This window comes from Luteibacter sahnii (assembly GCF_034063545.1).
In the GTDB taxonomy this organism is placed as follows: Bacteria; Pseudomonadota; Gammaproteobacteria; order Xanthomonadales; family Rhodanobacteraceae; genus Luteibacter; species Luteibacter sahnii.
The window spans coordinates 1014392-1030886 of sequence record NZ_JAQLOK010000002.1; the positions used below are offsets into that span (position 1 = coordinate 1014392).

The following is a 16495-nucleotide window of genomic DNA, read 5'->3' on the forward strand; positions in this document are numbered from 1 at the left end:
GAACAAGAACTGGCCGGAGCCCTGCTCCGGACTGCGAGAGGGGAATGCCTTGAACGCTGTGAGACTGATTGCCGTCGAGGCCGCCAACGAGACATCCATGCAGAGCGCCCTCAGCGAATGCGTCAGCCGCACCGTCCGTCGCTACCTTGCCGACATTGGTGACACCGAAGGCGGTGAAGGCCTGCATGCGCTCGTGATTCGCGAGGTCGAAGGCCCCCTCCTTCGCGAAGTACTCGCCTTCCACGAAGGCAACCAGAGTCGCGCCGCTGCCGCGCTCGGCATCAATCGCGCCACGCTCCGCAAGAAGCTGGCTGCCCACGGCCTCTCCTGATTCGGCCGTCCGGGCGGCTATAATGACGCGCTTTCGCCCCCGGAAGCGCCCATGCCTACGCCCGATCTCGTCCCCGTCCGCCGCGCACTCGTCAGCGTCTCCGACAAGCAGGGCCTGACGGAGCTCGCCCGTCGCCTCGTCGCAGCCGGCGTCGAGATTCTTTCCACCGGTGGTTCCGCCAAGGCATTGCGCGACGCGGGCATCCCGGTGCGTGATGTCGGCGACCTCACGGGCTTCCCCGAAATCATGGACGGCCGCGTCAAGACGCTGCATCCGCGCGTGCACGGCGGGTTGCTCGGCCGTCGCGGCACCGACGACACGGTGATGGCCGAACACGGCATCGTGCCGATCGACCTGCTCGTGCTGAACCTTTATCCGTTCGAGCGAACGGTGGCCGATCCGGCATGCACGCTGGAAAACGCCATCGAGAACATCGACATCGGCGGCCCGGCGATGCTGCGCGCGGCGGCGAAGAACTGGAACGACGTCGGCGTGCTGACCGATCCCGCGCAATACGATGCCGCGTTGGCCGAGATCGAGACGCACGGCGGCCTGTCGCGCGCCACGCGATTTGGCCTGTCGGTGGCGGCGTTCAATCGCGTGTCGAACTACGACGCCGCGATCAGCGACTACCTTTCCGGGCTCACGCTCGATGACGCGCAAACGGCCGTGGCGGGCCATGCCGAATTCCCCGCGCAGTCGAACGGTCGCTTCGTCAAGGTGATGGATCTGCGCTACGGCGAGAATCCGCACCAGTCCGGTGCGTTCTATCGCGACCTTTATCCGGCGGACGGTACGCTGGCGACCTTCCGCCAGTTGCAAGGCAAGGAACTATCCTTCAACAACATCGCCGATGCCGACGCCGCGTGGGAATGCGTGCGTCAGTTCGACGCCCCTGCCTGCGTGATCGTCAAGCACGCCAACCCGTGCGGCGTCGCGGTGGCCGCCGATGCCTTGTCGGCCTACGAGATGGCCTACGCCACCGACCCGACGTCCGCATTCGGCGGCATCATCGCCTTCAACCGCCCGCTCGATGCAGAAACCACCCGGGTGATCCTGAAACGTCAGTTCGTCGAAGTCCTGATCGCCCCGGCCGTCGACGCCGACGCGGTGGCCGAGGCGGCGAAGAAGGCCAACGTGCGCGTGCTGGAGATTCCACTTGGTACCGGGCGCAACACGCATGACGTCAAGCGCGTCGGTTCCGGCCTTCTCGTGCAGACCGCCGATCATCGCCAGGTCACGCGCGACGAACTGAAGGTCGTGAGCAAACGCCAGCCGACGTCGACCGAACTCGACGACCTGCTGTTCGCCTGGCGCGTGGCGAAGATGGTGAAGTCCAATGCCATCGTCTACGCGAAGGATCACCGCACGATCGGCATCGGCGCAGGTCAGATGAGCCGCGTGATCAGTGCCCGGATCGCCGGCCTGAAGGCCGAAGAAGCCGGCCTCGTCGTGCCGGGCAGCGTCATGGCCTCCGATGCGTTCTTCCCGTTCCGTGACGGCATCGATGCCGCCGCGGCGGCGGGCATCGTGGCCGTGATCCAACCGGGCGGTTCGATGCGCGACGGCGAAGTGATCGAGGCCGCCGACGAGCACGGCATGGCGATGGTGTTCACCGGCGTTCGCCACTTCCGGCATTGACGGTCGACGCGTGGGCGACGCGCGCCGCCCACGCCAAGGTTCAGGGTTTCAGGCCATCGGTCGGCGCCGCGGGTTCGCGGGCAAGGCCCGCCCCCAGCGGTGTCGGTCGCAGCGCGTAGCGGCGCGCGAGCACCGCGCACGTCATCAGCTGGATCTGGTGAAACAACATGATCGGCAACACGATCAGGCCCAGCGGATGCCCGGCGAACAAGACCTTCGCCATCGGCACGCCGGACGCAAGGCTCTTCTTCGAGCCGCAGAACACGATGGTGATTTCATCGTCTTTCGTGAAACCCAGGGCGCGCGCGCCGTAGCGGGTCGCGAGCAACGCCAGCGCCAGCAGCACGGCATTGACCACCAGCAGGCCGGCCAGCACGGGCCATGGCAACTGGTGCCAGAGCCCCTGAAGCACCGCGGCACTGAACGCCGTGTACACCACGAGCAAGATCGAACCGCGATCCACGAAGCTCAGCAGCGCCGCGCGGCGGCGCACCCAATGTCCGATCCAGCGCTGCGCCACCTGCCCCGCCACGAACGGAATGAACAACTGGACCACGATCGCGCCGACCGCGTGCAGCGACAGGCCACCGCGTCCCGAACCGGCGATGATCAGGCCCACCAGCAGCGGCGTGATGAAGATGCCGAGCAGGCTAGAGGCCGATGCCGAGACGATGGCCGCGGGGACGTTGCCTCGCGCGATGGAGGTGAAGGCGATCGACGATTGCACTGTCGATGGCAGCGTGCACAGGAAGAGGATGCCGAGGTAGAGGTCCGGCGAGACCAGCGACCCCAGCAGCGGCCGAAGCAGCAAGCCGAGCAGGGGAAACAGCACGAACGTGCTCGCCAGCACGGTGAGGTGCAGGCGCCAGTTCGTCATGCCGGAGACCACCGCCTCACGGGAGAGCTTCGCGCCGTGCAGAAAGAACAGCAGGGCGATGGCCACGTCGGTGAGCACGTCGAAGATGCGCGCTGCCACGCCTTGGCACGGCAGCAGGCTCGCCAGGATCACGGTGGCGATGAGCGAGAGGGTGAATCCGTCGGGCAGGAAGCGGCGCATGGCGTGAGGTCGATGGCGAGCGGCCGCCCCATTGCAGCGCCACGGCACTCATAAGGCAAATCGTTTTATCTGATTCAGTGATACATTTTCGACATGAATGTCTCGCTGCGCCAGCTTCGCGCTTTCCTCGCCGTGGCCGAGCACCGGCATTTCCGCCGGGCGGCCGACGCCCTGCACCTCACCCAGCCCGCGATCAGTCGGCTGATCGCCGACCTGGAGGCCGAACTCGACGTGCGCCTCTTCGATCGCAGCACCCGCGAAGTGGTGTCGACCGAGGCGGGGCGGTACCTGGAGCAGGCAGTGTCGCGTGTCCTCGACGAGTTGGATGGCGTACTGGCGCACGCCCGCGCCCAGGCCGATCCGCTGCGCGGCCGGGTACGCATCGCCGCCGTCCCCACGGTATCGGCGGGCCTCGTGCCGGCATGCATCGCGCTGTGTGCCACCCGCCATCCGTCGATCCAGATCCTGCTCCGCGACCAGAACCAGGCCCAGGTGCTCGATGCCGTGCGTGGCGGTGAGGTCGATTTCGGCCTGACCGTGGAGCCGGCCAGCGCCGAGGCGTTCGACGCCGAGCCGATCCTGCGCGACCCGTTCCGGCTGGTCTGCCGCGACGACCATCGCTTCGCCCGGCGAAAGGCCGTGGGCTGGGACGCACTAGCGCAGGAGCCGCTCGTGCTGCTCGACCATACCTCCGGCAGCCGTCGCCTGATCGATGCCGCGTTTGCCCGGCGCGAGCTGCCGATGCATGTCGCCTTCGAGGTAGGCCATGCGTATACGGCGTTCCGCATGGTGGAGGCGGGCCTGGGCGTGACGGTGACGCCCGCGTTGTCGCTCGACGCGTTGCGCCCCGGGCTCACCGTACTGCGCCTGGAGCCGGAGACGCGTCGCGAGGTCACGCTGCTGCGGCGACGGGCGCGTTCGCTGTCGCCGCCCGCTCAGACGGTGTGGGAGGCCTTCCGGGAGACCGCGCTCACGCTCGCTTGAACGGCGGCCGGGCATGCTCGGTGCTTTCGGACGGGAGGTACGCCGATGACCTATCGACTTTATTACTGGACCGGGTTGCAAGGACGTGGCGAGTTCGTCCGGCTATGCCTGGAAGACGCGGGGGCGGCCTATGTCGATGTAGCCCGCAGCGAGGGCGATGACGTCATGATGCCTTTCCTGCGCGGTGAGGAAGACGGTGCCTTGCCCTTCGCGCCGCCGTTCCTGAAGAGCGGCAAGCTCGTCATCGCGCAGGTGGCGAATATCCTGCACTATCTCGGGCCTCGCCACGGCCTCGTGCCCGATGGCGAGCCGGAACGGCTCTACGCCCATCAGTTGCAACTGACCATCGCCGACCTCGTCGCCGAAGCGCACGACACGCACCATCCGGTGGCGAGCGGCTTGTATTACGAGGATCAACGCGACGAGGCGAAGCGACGTGCGAAAGATTTCCGCGAGTCGCGGATCCCGAAGTTTCTCGGCTACTTCGAAAAAGCCATCGAACGCGGTGGCGGCATCCATCCGCTCGGCCGGCACTCGTACGTCGACCTGTCGCTGTTCCAGGTGATGGAAGGATTGCGGTACGCGTTTCCCAAAGCGATGGCGATGCACGCGTGGCCGCGGCTCGACGGCTTGGCCAAACGTGTGGCGGAACGGCCCAACATCGCCGCGTACCTCGCGTCCGAGCGCCGGGTGGCGTTCAACCAGATGGGCATCTTTCGCCACTACGCGGAGCTGGACGGCTGATGCCCTGGCCGCGCCCACGCAGACGCAGGAATCAATAGGCGCCACCCGGCCTCGTGCCGGCGACGCGGGCTACTCGCGGCATGCGCGCGGCCTTCATCGCGCCGCCCCCGCCTGAGAGTTCGCGGCGACGGCCCGCGCGCACCGCGGATCAAAGGCTCAGCGCAGGGGGACGGTGACCGACCGCATCGGCGATGCGGCGACCATCGCCCGGGATCGCCCGCGTCAGTTCGAACCGGCCGGCTTCGGCGCGTTACCCCACTCGTACACCTTGTACTGCACCGGGCTCACCGGGCCGTCCTTCGAGTCGCGGTGCAGCTGACCGTCGTCGCCGACCATGTAGGTCTGCGGCACGCCGTTCTTCGGCACGATGCGTACCATGAACACGCGCCCGCCAGTGCGATATTCCTCAACGCGGTTGTCCCCTTCCTGATGCACGGCGACATCCGGCGGGGCATCGCCGCGGCCATCGAGCGAGGGCAGGTTCGCCGCCGATACGGTGCGTCCCTCGGCGTCGGAGGTGGCCGGCGACGACTGGTTCTCCTGGGCCTGGTCGTAAGGCACCGGCCGCTCGATCGGCTTCTGTCCGGAACGATCCGGCTCGCCCGGTTTCACGCCCGGGTCGTTCAATGCCGGCGGGGGCAACGCCTTGAACTGGGGTTCCTTGGGCGTCTGCGCCGCGGCGGGCAACGCCAGGGCGAGGGCGAGCGCGGCGACGAGGGCATGCGAGCGGGTCATGGGGAAGTCTCCGTACGGGGCCCAGAGCATACCAAGCCGCCACCCCGCGGCCACGTGAACGGGCGGGCGACACCCCGCCATGAGAGAATCGCCGCATGCCTACGCTCACCCTCATCGACGGGTCCTCGTACCTGTATCGCGCCTTCCACGCGCTGCCTCCCCTGACCAACGCGCACGGCGAGCCTACCGGCGCGCTGTTCGGCATCGTCAACATGCTGCGCACCACCATGAAGGCCGGCTCGGACTACGTCGCCTTCGTCTGCGACGCGCCCGGCCGCACCTTCCGCGACGACCTCTATCCCGCGTACAAGGCCAACCGCCCGTCGATGCCGGACGACCTGCGCGCGCAGGTCGAGCCGATGATGAAGATCGTCGCGGCCCTGGGCTTTCCCATCCTGTGCGTCCCCGGCGTGGAAGCCGACGACGTGATCGGCACGCTTGCCCTCCAGGCACGCGACGCCGGCATCGATACGGTGATCTCCACCGGCGACAAGGATTTCGCCCAGCTGGTGGGTTCTCGCGTGGTACTCATCAACACGATGACCAACACCACGCTCGACATCGAGGGGGTCATCGAAAAGTTCGGCGTGCGACCCGAGCAGATCGTCGACTTCCTCACGCTGACGGGCGACACCATCGACAACGTGCCCGGCGTGGAAAAATGTGGCCCGAAGACCGCGGCCAAGTGGCTCGCGGAATACGCCGATCTCGACGCGCTCATGGCTGCCGCCGATCGCATCGGTGGCAAGATCGGCGACAACCTGCGCGCCGCCCTGCCCCGACTGCCGTTGTCGCGCGAACTGGTCACCATCCGCACCGATGTGCCGCTGGACCGCGGTCCCGCCGACCTGACGATGCGCGAGCCCGATGTGGATGCACTGCGCGAGCTCTACGCGCGCTACGACTTCAAGGCGGCGTTGAGGGATCTCGACATCGCGGCCCCGACCGCACCCGTCGCCGCCCCGGTGGCCACGCATACCGAGACGTCGCCTTCCCCCGCCGCCGACCTGCCCGTGGACTACGAACTGGTCGTCACCGAAGAGCGCCTGGCGGCGTGGCTGGAAAAAATCCAGACCGCGCCCCTCATCGCGTTCGACACCGAAACCACCGGCCTCGATCCGATGATGGCCGAGATCGTCGGCCTGTCGCTGGCGGTGGAACCGGGCAAGGCCGCTTACATACCGCTCGCGCACGATTACCCGGGTGCGCCGGCGCAGCTGTCGTCCGATCATGTGCTGGCCGCGCTCACGCCGGTGCTTGAAGACCCGTCGCGGCCGAAGGTGGGCCAGCACGGCAAGTACGACATCAACATCCTGTCGCGCTACGGCATCGCGGTGCGGGGCCTGCGCCACGACACCATGCTGGAGTCCTACTGTCTCAACGCTACCGCGACGCGCCACGACATGGATTCGCTGGCGCAGAAATACCTCGGCTACACCACCATCAAATACGAGGAAGTCGCCGGAAAGGGCGCGAAACAGATTTCGTTCTCGCAGGTCGACTGCGACACGGCCTGCCGTTATGCCGCCGAGGATGCCGACATCACCCTGCGCCTGCACCAGGCACTCTGGCCGCGACTCGAAGCCGAGCCGACGCTGCGCTCGGTGTACGACGACATCGAAATGCCGCTGGTTCCCGTGCTGGCGAACATGGAGCGCACCGGCGTGCTCATCGACGCCAACGAACTGCGCCGGCAAAGCCAGCACCTGGGCCGTCGCATGCTCGAGCTGCAGCAGCAGGCGTATGCCGCGGCCGGTCACGACTTCAACCTCGATTCGCCCAAGCAGTTGCAGGCCGTGCTGTTCGACGAACTCGGGCTGCCCGCCAAGGTGAAAACGCCCAAGGGCCAGCCGTCCACCAACGAAGAAGCGCTCGAAGCCATCGCCGACGCGCACGAACTGCCGCGCCTGATCCTGGATTACCGCGGCCTGGCCAAGCTGCGCTCGACCTACACCGACAAACTCGCCGGCATCGTCAACCCGCGCACGGGCCGCGTGCATACGAGCTATCACCAGGGTGCCGTCGCCACTGGACGCATCAGCTCGTCCGACCCGAATCTGCAGAACATCCCGGTGCGTACGGAGGAAGGCCGCCGCATCCGCCAGGCCTTCGTGGCGCCCCCCGGCTGGCGGATCATGGCGGCCGACTATTCGCAGATCGAGTTGCGCATCATGGCCCACCTCTCCCGCGACGAGGGCCTGGTGCGCGCCTTCGCCGAAGGCGGCGACGTGCATCGCGCCACGGCGGCCGAAGTGTTCGACGTCGCCCCGGAAGACGTCACCACCAACCAGCGCCGCGCGGCCAAGGCCATCAACTTCGGCCTGATGTACGGCATGAGTTCGTTCGGCCTGGCCCGCCAGCTCGGCGTCGATCGCGGCGAAGCGTCCGACTACATGGGCCGCTACTTCTCGCGCTACCCGGGCGTGCGCCAGTTCATGGACGACACCCGCGACCGCGCCCATCGCGACGGCTACGTCGAAACCCTCTTCGGTCGCCGGCTCTACCTCGAAAACCTCAACTCGCGTAACCAGGCCCACCGCGCCGGCGCCGAACGCGCGGCCATCAACGCGCCGATGCAGGGCACCGCCGCGGACATCATCAAGCGCGCCATGATCGCGGTGGCCGCGTGGATCGAGCCGCGCGACGACGTCCGCCTGCTCATGCAGGTGCACGACGAACTGGTCTTCGAGGTCCGCGAGGACGCCGTCGACGAGGTGCGGGCGAACGTGGAGACACGGATGGTGGGGGCGGCGGCGCTCAGCGTGCCGTTGCAGGTGAGCATCGGGGTGGGCGCCAACTGGGACGAAGCGCATTGACGCGGTCGTCGCCCCGCGCGTCGCCCCGTAGGTTATTGATTACATTGAAAATGAACGATAACTGACTTTTTCTGTCGTCATCGATGCAACTTTGGCCCACGGGCGGCGTCTATAGCTTCGGACGTACGCAACGGCGTCCGCATCGGTGTACTCCACCTCCCTGGAGTAACCCTGGAGCACCCCGGCTTTCCCCTGGGCCGGACGCTCCCCGGGCCCCGGAAGCACCCCTGGCTTCCGGGGCTTTTTTTTGCCTTCACATCGGCCGGGGCATCCTGCGCTTCACTCAACAGGAGGCACCATCCCATGCGCGCAGGACTCATCGTCGTCGGCGTCATCCTCATCGGCCTGGGTATCTGGGTCGTCGCGGGCAACGGCAGCTACAGCAAGACGGACACCCTGGCACAGGTGGGCTCGGCCAAGATCACGGCCACGCACGACAAGGCCGTGCCGCAGTGGGTCGGCATCGCGGGCATCGTGATCGGTGGCGTCGTCGCGGTCGCGGGCATCGCCCGGCGTCGCTGAGGAGTCGCGCCCGCGGCGCGTGAGGCCGGGGACCCGGCTTCACGCGCCGCATGGCGGCCATCGCGGTCTTCCCGCAAAATGGGCGGATGGATGTTTCCCACCTTCTCGATGATCTCAACGAGGCCCAGCGCGAAGCCGTCAGCGCGTCGCCGGGCCACTACCTGATCCTGGCGGGCGCCGGTTCCGGCAAGACCCGCGTCCTCACCCACCGCATCGGCTGGCTCACCCAGGTAGAGCGGGTGCCGCCCTGGGCGATCCTCGCCGTCACCTTCACCAACAAGGCGGCGGGCGAGATGCGCGCCCGACTGGATGGGCTGATCCCCGGCGGCACGCAAGGCCTCACCGTGGGTACCTTCCACGGCATCGCCCACCGCCTGCTGCGGCGGCACTGGCGCGAGGCGGGGCTGGTCGAAGGGTTCCAGATTCTCGACTCGGACGACCAGCAGCGCCTCATCAAGCGCGTGGTCGCCGGCCTGGGCCTGGACGAAGCACGCTTTCCGCCCCGTCAGGCCGCCTGGCAGATCAACCAGTGGAAAGACGAAGGCAAGCGTCCGGACGGCATCGAACACCGCGACCATCCGGTGACGCGCACCTTCGTGGAGATCTACAAGGCCTATGAGCAGCAATGCCAGCGAGCCGGGCTCGTCGACTTCGCCGAGCTGCTGCTGCGCGCCCACGAGTTGTGGCTGAAGGACCCGCAGGTGCTGCGCCATTACCAGGATCGCTGGCGCTACCTGCTGATCGACGAATTCCAGGACACCAACACGCTGCAATACGCGTGGATCCGCGTGCTGGCCGGCACCACCGGCCAGGCGTTCGTGGTGGGTGACGACGACCAGGCCATCTACGGCTGGCGCGGCGCGCGCGTGGAGAACGTGCAGCAGTTCCTCAACGACTTCCCCGGCGCGAAGACCATCCGCCTGGAGCAGAACTATCGTTCCACCTCGACCATCCTCAACGCCGCCAACGCGGTGATCGCCCGCAACGGCGGTCGCCTCGGCAAGCAGCTGTGGACCGACGGCGACGAGGGCGATCGCATCGCGCTGTACGCGGCCTATAACGAGCAGGACGAAGCCCGCTTCGTCATCGAGCGCATCCGCGAGCACATCGCCGAACACGGCAACGCGCGCGACTGCGCCATCCTCTATCGTTCGAACGCGCAGTCGCGCAATTTCGAAGAACAACTCATCCAGCGCAACCTGCCCTATCGTGTCTACGGCGGCCTGCGCTTCTTCGAGCGCGCCGAAATCAAGGATGCCCTGGCTTACCTGCGCCTGGCGGCCAACCGCCACGACGACGCCGCCTTCGAGCGCGCGGTCAACACGCCGCCCCGCGGCATCGGCGACCGCACGCTCGACGAACTCCGGCGCCGCGCGCGCACCGAAAGCAGCTCGATGTGGGAGGCCGCGCTCAACGAGGTGTCCACCGGCTCGCTCGCCGGTCGCGCGAAGAACGCCGTCAGGGCCTTCATCGGTCTCATCGACACGCTGCAGCGCACGTTCGGCGGCCACGATGGCGGCGGTGACGAACCCGCGGCGCTCGGGCTGGCCGAACAGATCGAACATGCCATCGTGCATACGGGCCTGCGCGATTTCTACGAAAACGATAAACGCGGCAACGGCGAAGCGCGGGTGGAAAACCTCGACGAGTTGGTCAACGTCGCCAGCCGCTTCGAGATGACGCCCGAAGACCTCGATGCCGGGCTCAACGAGCTGTCGGCCTTCCTCTCCCATGCGGCGCTGGAGGCCGGCGAAGGCCAGGGCGAGGCCTGGGACGACTGCGTCCAGCTCATGACACTGCATTCGGCCAAGGGCCTGGAATTTCCGATCGTGTTCCTGGTGGGTATGGAAGAGGGGCTTTTCCCCAGCCAGCGCTCCACCGAAGAAGAGAACCGTCTCGAAGAGGAACGCCGCCTGGCCTACGTGGGCATCACCCGTGCGCGCCGGAAGCTCTACGTCTCCCATGCCGAGTCGCGGCGCATGCACGGCACGGAGATGCTGGCCCGGCCGTCGCGCTTCCTCGGCGAGATCCCGCCCGAGCTCATCGACGAGCTGCGTCCGCGCGTCCAGGTCTCCCGCCCGGCCTACGCCGACCGCTTCGCCGGTACGTCGATCGAAGAGCCCCTGCCGGTGCGCCTGGGCCAGCGCGTGAGCCATCCGAAGTTCGGCGAGGGCACCGTGGTCAGCGCCGAGGGGGCGGGCGCGCACATGCGGGTCCAGGTGAACTTCGAGGGTGAAGGCAGCAAGTGGTTGGTTTACGCTTACGCGAACCTGACCGCGTTGTAAGGGGCTCCAACGTCGGCCGGATCACGATCTTCCCGAAGGAAGCCTCGTGATCCTTCGCCAGCGATGGTCCGTTGCGCGCGGCGCACACCGCCGCCAGGGTAAGACATGATCATCGGGATCGATCTGGGAACCACCCACAGCCTCGTCGCCGTCTGGAAAGACGGCGCGCCGCGCCTGGTGCCCAACGCACTGGGCCACGCGTTGACGCCCTCCTGCGTGGGTATCGACGACGACGGCAGCGTACTCGTCGGCGAGGCCGCGCGCGAGCGCCTCCAGACCCATCCGCAGCGTACCGCCGCGTTGTTCAAGCGCTACATGGGCAGTGCGCGCACGGTGAGGCTCGGTGACCGGGACTACCGGCCCGAAGAACTCTCCGCGCTGGTGCTGCGCTCGCTCAAGGCCGACGCGGAGGCCTTCCTCGGCGAGGCCGTCACCGAAGCGGTCGTGACCGTCCCGGCCTATTTTTCGGATGCCCAGCGCAAGGCCACGCGCATCGCGGGCGAACTGGCCGGATTGACGGTCGAGCGTTTGCTCAACGAACCCACGGCCGCCGCACTGGCCTACGGTCTGCACGATGCGACGGCGGAAACGCAGTTTCTGGTATTCGACCTGGGCGGCGGCACGTTCGACGTGTCCATCCTGGAGATGTTCGAGGGCGTGATGGAAGTGCGCGCCAGCGCCGGCGACAACATGCTGGGTGGCGAGGACTTCACCCACCTGCTCGTCGACCGCCTGTTCGCCGAGGGGTTGCCCGAGGATGCGCGCCGGGATGCCCTGTTCATGCAGCGCCTGTCCGCGCGCGCGGAGGTCGCCAAGCGTGACCTCGGCGCCCGCGGCGAGGCGACCCTCGAGGCCTCCTGGAACGGCGCGTCCGTCGCCGTCACGCTGGACGCGGCCGCGTTCGAGAAACTCTCGCAACCCTTGCTCGACCGCCTGTGGCGCCCGATCGAGCGCGCCCTGCGCGACGCCCGCATCCGGGCGGCCGACCTGGACAACGTCGTGCTCGCCGGTGGCGCGACTCGCATGCCGATGGTCCGCGCCCTCGCCACACGCATGTTCGGCCGCTTCCCGGCCGTGGGCCTGAATCCCGACGAAGTGGTGGCGCTGGGCGCCGCCGTGCAGGCGGGCCTGAAGATGAAGGACGCGGCACTGAACGAGCGGGTGATGACCGACGTGTGTCCTTACACGCTCGGCACCGACGTGGCGCAGCGGCTCGAAAGCGGCGGACATGCCGAAGGCTTCTATGCACCGATCATCCAGCGCAACACCGTGGTGCCGGTGAGCCGGGTGCAACGATTCGTGCCGCTCTCGCCCCAGCAAAAGACGTTGCGCCTGGGCGTCTACCAGGGCGAGTCGCGCATGGTGCGCGACAACATCCTCTTGGGTGAGCTGAATGTTCCCATGCAGCCAGGCGCCGGCCACGCCGACGGGGTCGACCTACGCTTCACCTATGACGTGAACGGTTTGCTCGAGGTCGAAGCGACGGTGGTCGCGAGCGGCCAGGTGCAGCGACTGGTGATCGAAAGCGGCGACTCGCATCTGTCACCGGCCGAGATCGCCGACCGTCTCGCCGCGCTGTCGCAGCTCAAGATCCACCCGCGCGACACGCTGGACAATCGCACGCTGCTCGCCCGTGCCGAACGCCTCTACGAACAGTTGCTGGGCGACATGCGCGATCACGTCGGCGCGATGATCCTGCGTTTCGAGCAGGTGCTGGCCTCGCAGGATCCGCGCCTCATCGCGCGCGATGCCGATGCGTTCCGCGAGGCGCTGAAGGCGATCGAGTCAGACGGGCGTTTCGCGCCCGACCCGGCGACCTGATGGCCACCACGGGTCCCTGGCATCTGCGGGAACTGGGGCTGCCGCCGTACGCCGACCTGGCCGCGGTGCGGCGCGCCTATGCGCAAGCGTTGCGGGCCATCGATCCCGGCGCCGATCCGGACGCGTTTGCCCGGCTTCGCGCCGCGTACGAGGCGGCCCGCGCATGGTGCGAGCAGGCTGAGGACGAGCCTGAACCGCCCGCCGCCGCTGACGATTCCGGCCCCGACGACGCGCCACCCGCGACATCGCTGATGGCCCAGGAAGCCGACGCGCGGCGCGATGCTGTGCAACTGGGGGACCGCTTCGTGACGGAGGTCCGTCGCGCAAGCCAGGCCGACGCCGTGGCATCGCTCGATCGCACGCTGGTCTGCCTGCGCACGCGCTATGTCGACGCGCCCGGGGAATTCGAAGAGCGGCTGATCGACCTGCTGGCGACGCAAGCGCTGCCGCACCGGGCGGCATTGTTCGAGGCCGCGGCGGAACGGTTCCACTGGGAGCACATCGGCCAGACCACGCCGCTGGCCGGCGGCCCGTGGATCGAACAGGTCTTCAAACAGCGGGAGGTCTGGCAACAACTGGCCACCTCGCGGCGCAAGCGCTGGCTCGCGCTGATCGCGGAGGCCCCATCGCTCACGCCCCGTGTCGTGCGTCACTGGCCGGAGATCGAAGCGCTGCTTGCATCCTACCGGCAATGGATCAGGCTCTACCTGGACGACGACGTGGCCAGGTCATGGCGCAAGGCCTTCGAGGCGCTGCCCGACGCCAGCAAACGGTCGATACGTCAAAGCGCCCCGTCCGCCGACGCCTATCGGCCGCGCGTCAAGAAAACACGGCAGTGGTTCCGGCTGCGTGGCTACGGCTTCTGGTTTATCGCCTGGCTGGCGTTTCAGATCGTAAGGCTCGTGGTTCAGTACGTCGACGGCAACGCCGTCGACGACACGCCGCGCACGTGCATGGACCTCTACCACCAGCTCTCTCGCCCCCAGGCCTACGACGGCCTGACGGGCGACGAGATACGCGCGCTAAAGCAGCGCGGCGGGTGGTGTGTCCGCAACCGCTACTGGCCTGCGCCCACCCCGTAGGCGCGCGCCTTGCGCGCGACGACGCCCGTCGCGTGCAAGGCCCGCCGCGTCAGGGCGAAAGCCGTGGCACGCCGTGCTGGTCGCGTTCCTCGACCGCGGTCACGCGGGTATCGATCCGGCGGCCGCGATGCTCCGGCAACGCCTCTGCCACGCCGCCGCGCGAGAGCGCCAGCGCGTTGCGGTAACACCGCTGCGCGAGCTCCGGTTGTTGCTCGCCCAGATACACGTCGCCGAGCGCTTCCCAGGCGTCCGCACTCGGCGCGATGGCGAGCGCACGTTCGAGATACGGTCGCGCCTTGCCCCACAACCTCACTCGCACGCACATGCGACCGAGCGCGGTGAGCAGGGCCGCATCGTTGGGGTGCGTATCGACCCATGCCTCCGCACGCCGAAGACGCTGCTCGATGTCCTCGGCACCCATCGCGCCGTAGGCGGTCACCAGGGTGGGCGACCACTCGCGGCGCAATGCCGTTTCGATTTCGTCCATCGCGGCCATGGTCTGGCCGTGCCGCGCCGCGTGGCGCGCGTAGGCGTCCACGGCGGCCGGCAGACGCCGCTGGCCCTTCGGTAGTTGCGACCACAGGCTGGCCAGCGAGGCACCGTCCGGCGCCGAGGCGATGTAGGCGGCGATCACGCGGGATTCGAGTTCCGCATAGGCACGCGCGCCAAGTTCGCCGCTTTTCTGCAAGGGCTCGAGCGCGCGCATCGCGCCGCGCGCGTCACCCACGTCCAGCGACGCCTCGGCGAATTCGACCCATCCCGCCGGGGTGAGCGCCGCGCTGCCCGCCTCGGGAGCGAGCAGCGTGACGGCGTCGGCAGGCTTATCACCCCGACGCAACAGGCGCGCGCGCAGCACGCGTGCGGCGCGCGGGGTTTCCTGGGCGGCGGCGTCCAGCGTCTCCAGCGCGCGCGTACGCTCACCGTGCCGCTCGGCCGCTTCGGCGGCGGCCAGCAGCGCCGGGCCGCGCAGCGATGGATAACGCGCCGCACGGTTCAGATCGCGCTCCGCCTCGGCGTGCCGGCCCTCCACCAGGGAGACCAGGCCCTCGGCGAAACGACGGCGGCTTTGCCGACGCTGACGGCGGGTGAACGCACCGAACGGCCACCGGATCAGCGCGACGAGCGCCGTGACGAGCGCCCACGCGACGACCAGCATCACGACCAGGGTGACCAGGGTCATCTGCACGTTGGTGCCACGCCAGTGGACGAGCACGTAGCCAGGATCCTGCGCGACCCAGTGCCAGCCGAACGCGGCCAGCACGGCGACGAGCATGAGGCCGACGATCCAGCGCCACGGCGTCATGGCGTGGTCTCCTGCGCGGTGCTGGACGCCGGCGCCGGCGCCGGGGCCTCCGCCGACACGCTGGCCGCCGCGGGCGCGGGCGCGGGTGAAGCGGGCGCCTTGTCGTTCAACGCGTGCACCGAACGCAGGTTGCGCAGCTCGGTGAGCGCCGCGCCCAACGACGGTTTCGGTGCGGACGCCTTGCTGGCGAGCAAGGCCGCGATACGCGCCCGCGCATCGCGCACCGCGGGCGATGACGGATCGAAACGCGCGTCGATGCTCCGGTCCACGCGTTCCAGCGCCGCCTTGCGCCCCGCGTCGTCGTAGGCGAGCACGGCGGCCTCGGCATGCGCGACGTCGAGCGCGGCGAGTTCGCGGGCGATGCGGTCGTCGGCCAGTCCCAGTGGCGTGCCGTCGTCGTGGCTCACCGTCACGATGCTGCCCAGGGCGTCGCCCGCGCGCTGCCAGAACGTGCGATCGCCGGTGTCGGGCCGATCGTCCGCGTTACGCAGCGGCAGGGTGGGAAGGCGTGCGCGAAGGTCGGCCAGCGTGGCGAGGTCGTTGGCACGGGATGCGGGCTCGACGGCGGCCAGGGCCTCGCGTTCGGCGGCGAGGCTACGACGCACCGGCGCGAACTCGCCGTCGTTGACCGCGGCCAGCGTGGTGTCGGCCAGATCGTAGGCGGCCAGCGCCCCCGTCGCGTCGCCGAACAGCGCGAAACGTTCTTTCGCCATGCGCAACAGCGACTCGGCTTCGTCGAGCAGCATCGCGTCGTGCCCACTCAGGCTGCGCTCGGAAAGATTGGCCACGGCATCTTCGAGATGCTTCGTGCGCTCGGACACGCCCAACATCGCCTCCTGCGCCGACCGGTTCACGCCGTCCGCATCGGCCACGCGCCGTCGCAACGTGGCGCTTTCTTCGCTCAGCCCGTTCACCTGGGCGCTCAGCTGGCCGACCTGCTTGCGCAGCCCGTTGGCCGCGCCCAGGTCGCCGCGCATCTGCCAGACGGTCCATGCCGTGTAACCCGCTGCGCCCAGGGCGCCCAGGGACAACAGGATGCTCAGGGCCAGGGCCGCGCCACCACCCCGCGGGGCGGGATCGGGCTGCCGGACGGGGCGGCGGGGAGCGGCGTCGGCGGCCGGGGCCGGCGTCGCCGGGGCGGTATCGGTCGGTGGGGTCTCGGTCGTCATGGCCG

Annotated in this window: 13 protein-coding genes; 9 read left to right on the forward strand and 4 right to left on the reverse strand. The window is 68.5% G+C overall.

The annotated features are described in order from the left end of the window. Positions 1-97: 97 nt before the first annotated feature. Both PI246_RS09875 and purH read left to right on the forward strand, forming a co-directional pair. Complete coding sequence (locus PI246_RS09875; RefSeq protein WP_320551086.1) at positions 98-331, forward strand: helix-turn-helix domain-containing protein; 234 nt, start codon at positions 98-100, stop codon at positions 329-331. 51 nt (positions 332-382) lie between these two features. Next, on the forward strand, positions 383-1972 hold the full coding sequence (gene purH, locus PI246_RS09880) for a bifunctional phosphoribosylaminoimidazolecarboxamide formyltransferase/IMP cyclohydrolase (protein ID WP_320551087.1): 1590 nt from the start codon (positions 383-385) through the stop codon (positions 1970-1972). Positions 1973-2012: 40 nt separating this feature from the next. Here the strand turns inward: purH and PI246_RS09885 are convergent, their stop codons facing one another. After that, positions 2013-3029 carry a bile acid:sodium symporter family protein gene (locus tag PI246_RS09885; protein ID WP_320551088.1) on the reverse strand — a complete coding sequence of 339 codons (1017 nt, stop codon included), beginning with the start codon at positions 3027-3029 and terminating at the stop codon, positions 2013-2015. A gap of 93 nt (positions 3030-3122) precedes the next feature. On the opposite strand from PI246_RS09885, the gene PI246_RS09890 reads away from it, so the two are divergent. Continuing rightward, positions 3123-4013: a LysR family transcriptional regulator gene (locus PI246_RS09890; RefSeq protein WP_320551089.1), complete on the forward strand. Its 891-nt coding sequence runs from the start codon at positions 3123-3125 to the stop codon at positions 4011-4013. A 45-nt stretch (positions 4014-4058) separates the two neighbouring features. Continuing rightward, the gene (locus PI246_RS09895; RefSeq protein WP_320551090.1) at positions 4059-4757 is read left to right on the forward strand and encodes a glutathione S-transferase; all 699 of its coding nucleotides are present in this window, start codon (positions 4059-4061) and stop codon (positions 4755-4757) included. A gap of 222 nt (positions 4758-4979) precedes the next feature. Here PI246_RS09895 and PI246_RS09900 read toward each other — a convergent pair whose 3' ends face one another. Next, the gene (locus PI246_RS09900) at positions 4980-5492 is read right to left on the reverse strand and encodes a DUF2782 domain-containing protein (RefSeq protein WP_320551091.1); all 513 of its coding nucleotides are present in this window, start codon (positions 5490-5492) and stop codon (positions 4980-4982) included. A 95-nt stretch (positions 5493-5587) separates the two neighbouring features. Here PI246_RS09900 and polA point away from each other — a divergent pair, with 95 nt between their 5' ends. The 5 genes from polA to PI246_RS09925 all read left to right on the forward strand — a co-directional run bounded on the left by polA (position 5588) and on the right by PI246_RS09925 (position 14018). Next, positions 5588-8308 carry a DNA polymerase I gene (gene polA / locus PI246_RS09905; RefSeq protein ID WP_320551092.1) on the forward strand — a complete coding sequence of 907 codons (2721 nt, stop codon included), beginning with the start codon at positions 5588-5590 and terminating at the stop codon, positions 8306-8308. Positions 8309-8611: 303 nt separating this feature from the next. Beyond that, a complete protein-coding gene (locus PI246_RS09910) occupies positions 8612-8830 on the forward strand; it encodes a hypothetical protein (protein ID WP_320551093.1) in 219 nt (72 codons plus the stop codon). Between the two features lie 86 nt (positions 8831-8916). Then, positions 8917-11115, forward strand: a complete 2199-nt coding sequence (gene uvrD / locus PI246_RS09915) for a DNA helicase II (RefSeq protein ID WP_320551094.1) — start codon at positions 8917-8919, stop codon at positions 11113-11115. 105 nt (positions 11116-11220) lie between these two features. Then, a complete protein-coding gene (locus PI246_RS09920) occupies positions 11221-12936 on the forward strand; it encodes an Hsp70 family protein (RefSeq protein WP_320551095.1) in 1716 nt (571 codons plus the stop codon). Beyond that, on the forward strand, positions 12936-14018 hold the full coding sequence (locus PI246_RS09925; RefSeq protein WP_320551096.1) for a hypothetical protein: 1083 nt from the start codon (positions 12936-12938) through the stop codon (positions 14016-14018). The genes PI246_RS09920 and PI246_RS09925 overlap by 1 nt, the downstream gene beginning before the upstream one ends. 49 nt (positions 14019-14067) lie before the next feature. On the opposite strand, the gene PI246_RS09930 is transcribed toward PI246_RS09925, so the two are convergent. Both PI246_RS09930 and PI246_RS09935 read right to left on the reverse strand, forming a co-directional pair. Continuing rightward, positions 14068-15321 (reverse strand): heme biosynthesis protein HemY, encoded by a 1254-nt coding sequence (locus tag PI246_RS09930; RefSeq protein ID WP_320551097.1) that lies wholly within the window; start codon positions 15319-15321, stop codon positions 14068-14070. After that, on the reverse strand, positions 15318-16490 hold the full coding sequence (locus tag PI246_RS09935; RefSeq protein WP_320551098.1) for a uroporphyrinogen-III C-methyltransferase: 1173 nt from the start codon (positions 16488-16490) through the stop codon (positions 15318-15320). Before PI246_RS09935 ends, PI246_RS09930 begins: the two co-directional genes overlap by 4 nt. Positions 16491-16495: the final 5 nt, after the last annotated feature.

Bases quoted from the DNA above. Each gene is read 5' to 3' on its own strand.
- uvrD (WP_320551094.1), top strand. From the start codon at position 8,917: ATGGATGTTTCCCACCTTCTCGATGATCTCAACGAGGCCCAGCGCGAA.
- PI246_RS09900 (WP_320551091.1), bottom strand. From the start codon at position 5,492: ATGACCCGCTCGCATGCCCTCGTCGCCGCGCTCGCCCTCGCCCTGGCG.
- PI246_RS09890 (WP_320551089.1), top strand. From the start codon at position 3,123: ATGAATGTCTCGCTGCGCCAGCTTCGCGCTTTCCTCGCCGTGGCCGAG.
- PI246_RS09930 (WP_320551097.1), bottom strand. From the start codon at position 15,321: ATGACGCCGTGGCGCTGGATCGTCGGCCTCATGCTCGTCGCCGTGCTG.
- PI246_RS09875 (WP_320551086.1), top strand. From the start codon at position 98: ATGCAGAGCGCCCTCAGCGAATGCGTCAGCCGCACCGTCCGTCGCTAC.
- PI246_RS09935 (WP_320551098.1), bottom strand. From the start codon at position 16,490: ATGACGACCGAGACCCCACCGACCGATACCGCCCCGGCGACGCCGGCC.
- PI246_RS09910 (WP_320551093.1), top strand. From the start codon at position 8,612: ATGCGCGCAGGACTCATCGTCGTCGGCGTCATCCTCATCGGCCTGGGT.
- PI246_RS09885 (WP_320551088.1), bottom strand. From the start codon at position 3,029: ATGCGCCGCTTCCTGCCCGACGGATTCACCCTCTCGCTCATCGCCACC.
- purH (WP_320551087.1), top strand. From the start codon at position 383: ATGCCTACGCCCGATCTCGTCCCCGTCCGCCGCGCACTCGTCAGCGTC.
- PI246_RS09895 (WP_320551090.1), top strand. From the start codon at position 4,059: ATGACCTATCGACTTTATTACTGGACCGGGTTGCAAGGACGTGGCGAG.
- PI246_RS09925 (WP_320551096.1), top strand. From the start codon at position 12,936: ATGGCCACCACGGGTCCCTGGCATCTGCGGGAACTGGGGCTGCCGCCG.
- polA (WP_320551092.1), top strand. From the start codon at position 5,588: ATGCCTACGCTCACCCTCATCGACGGGTCCTCGTACCTGTATCGCGCC.
- PI246_RS09920 (WP_320551095.1), top strand. From the start codon at position 11,221: ATGATCATCGGGATCGATCTGGGAACCACCCACAGCCTCGTCGCCGTC.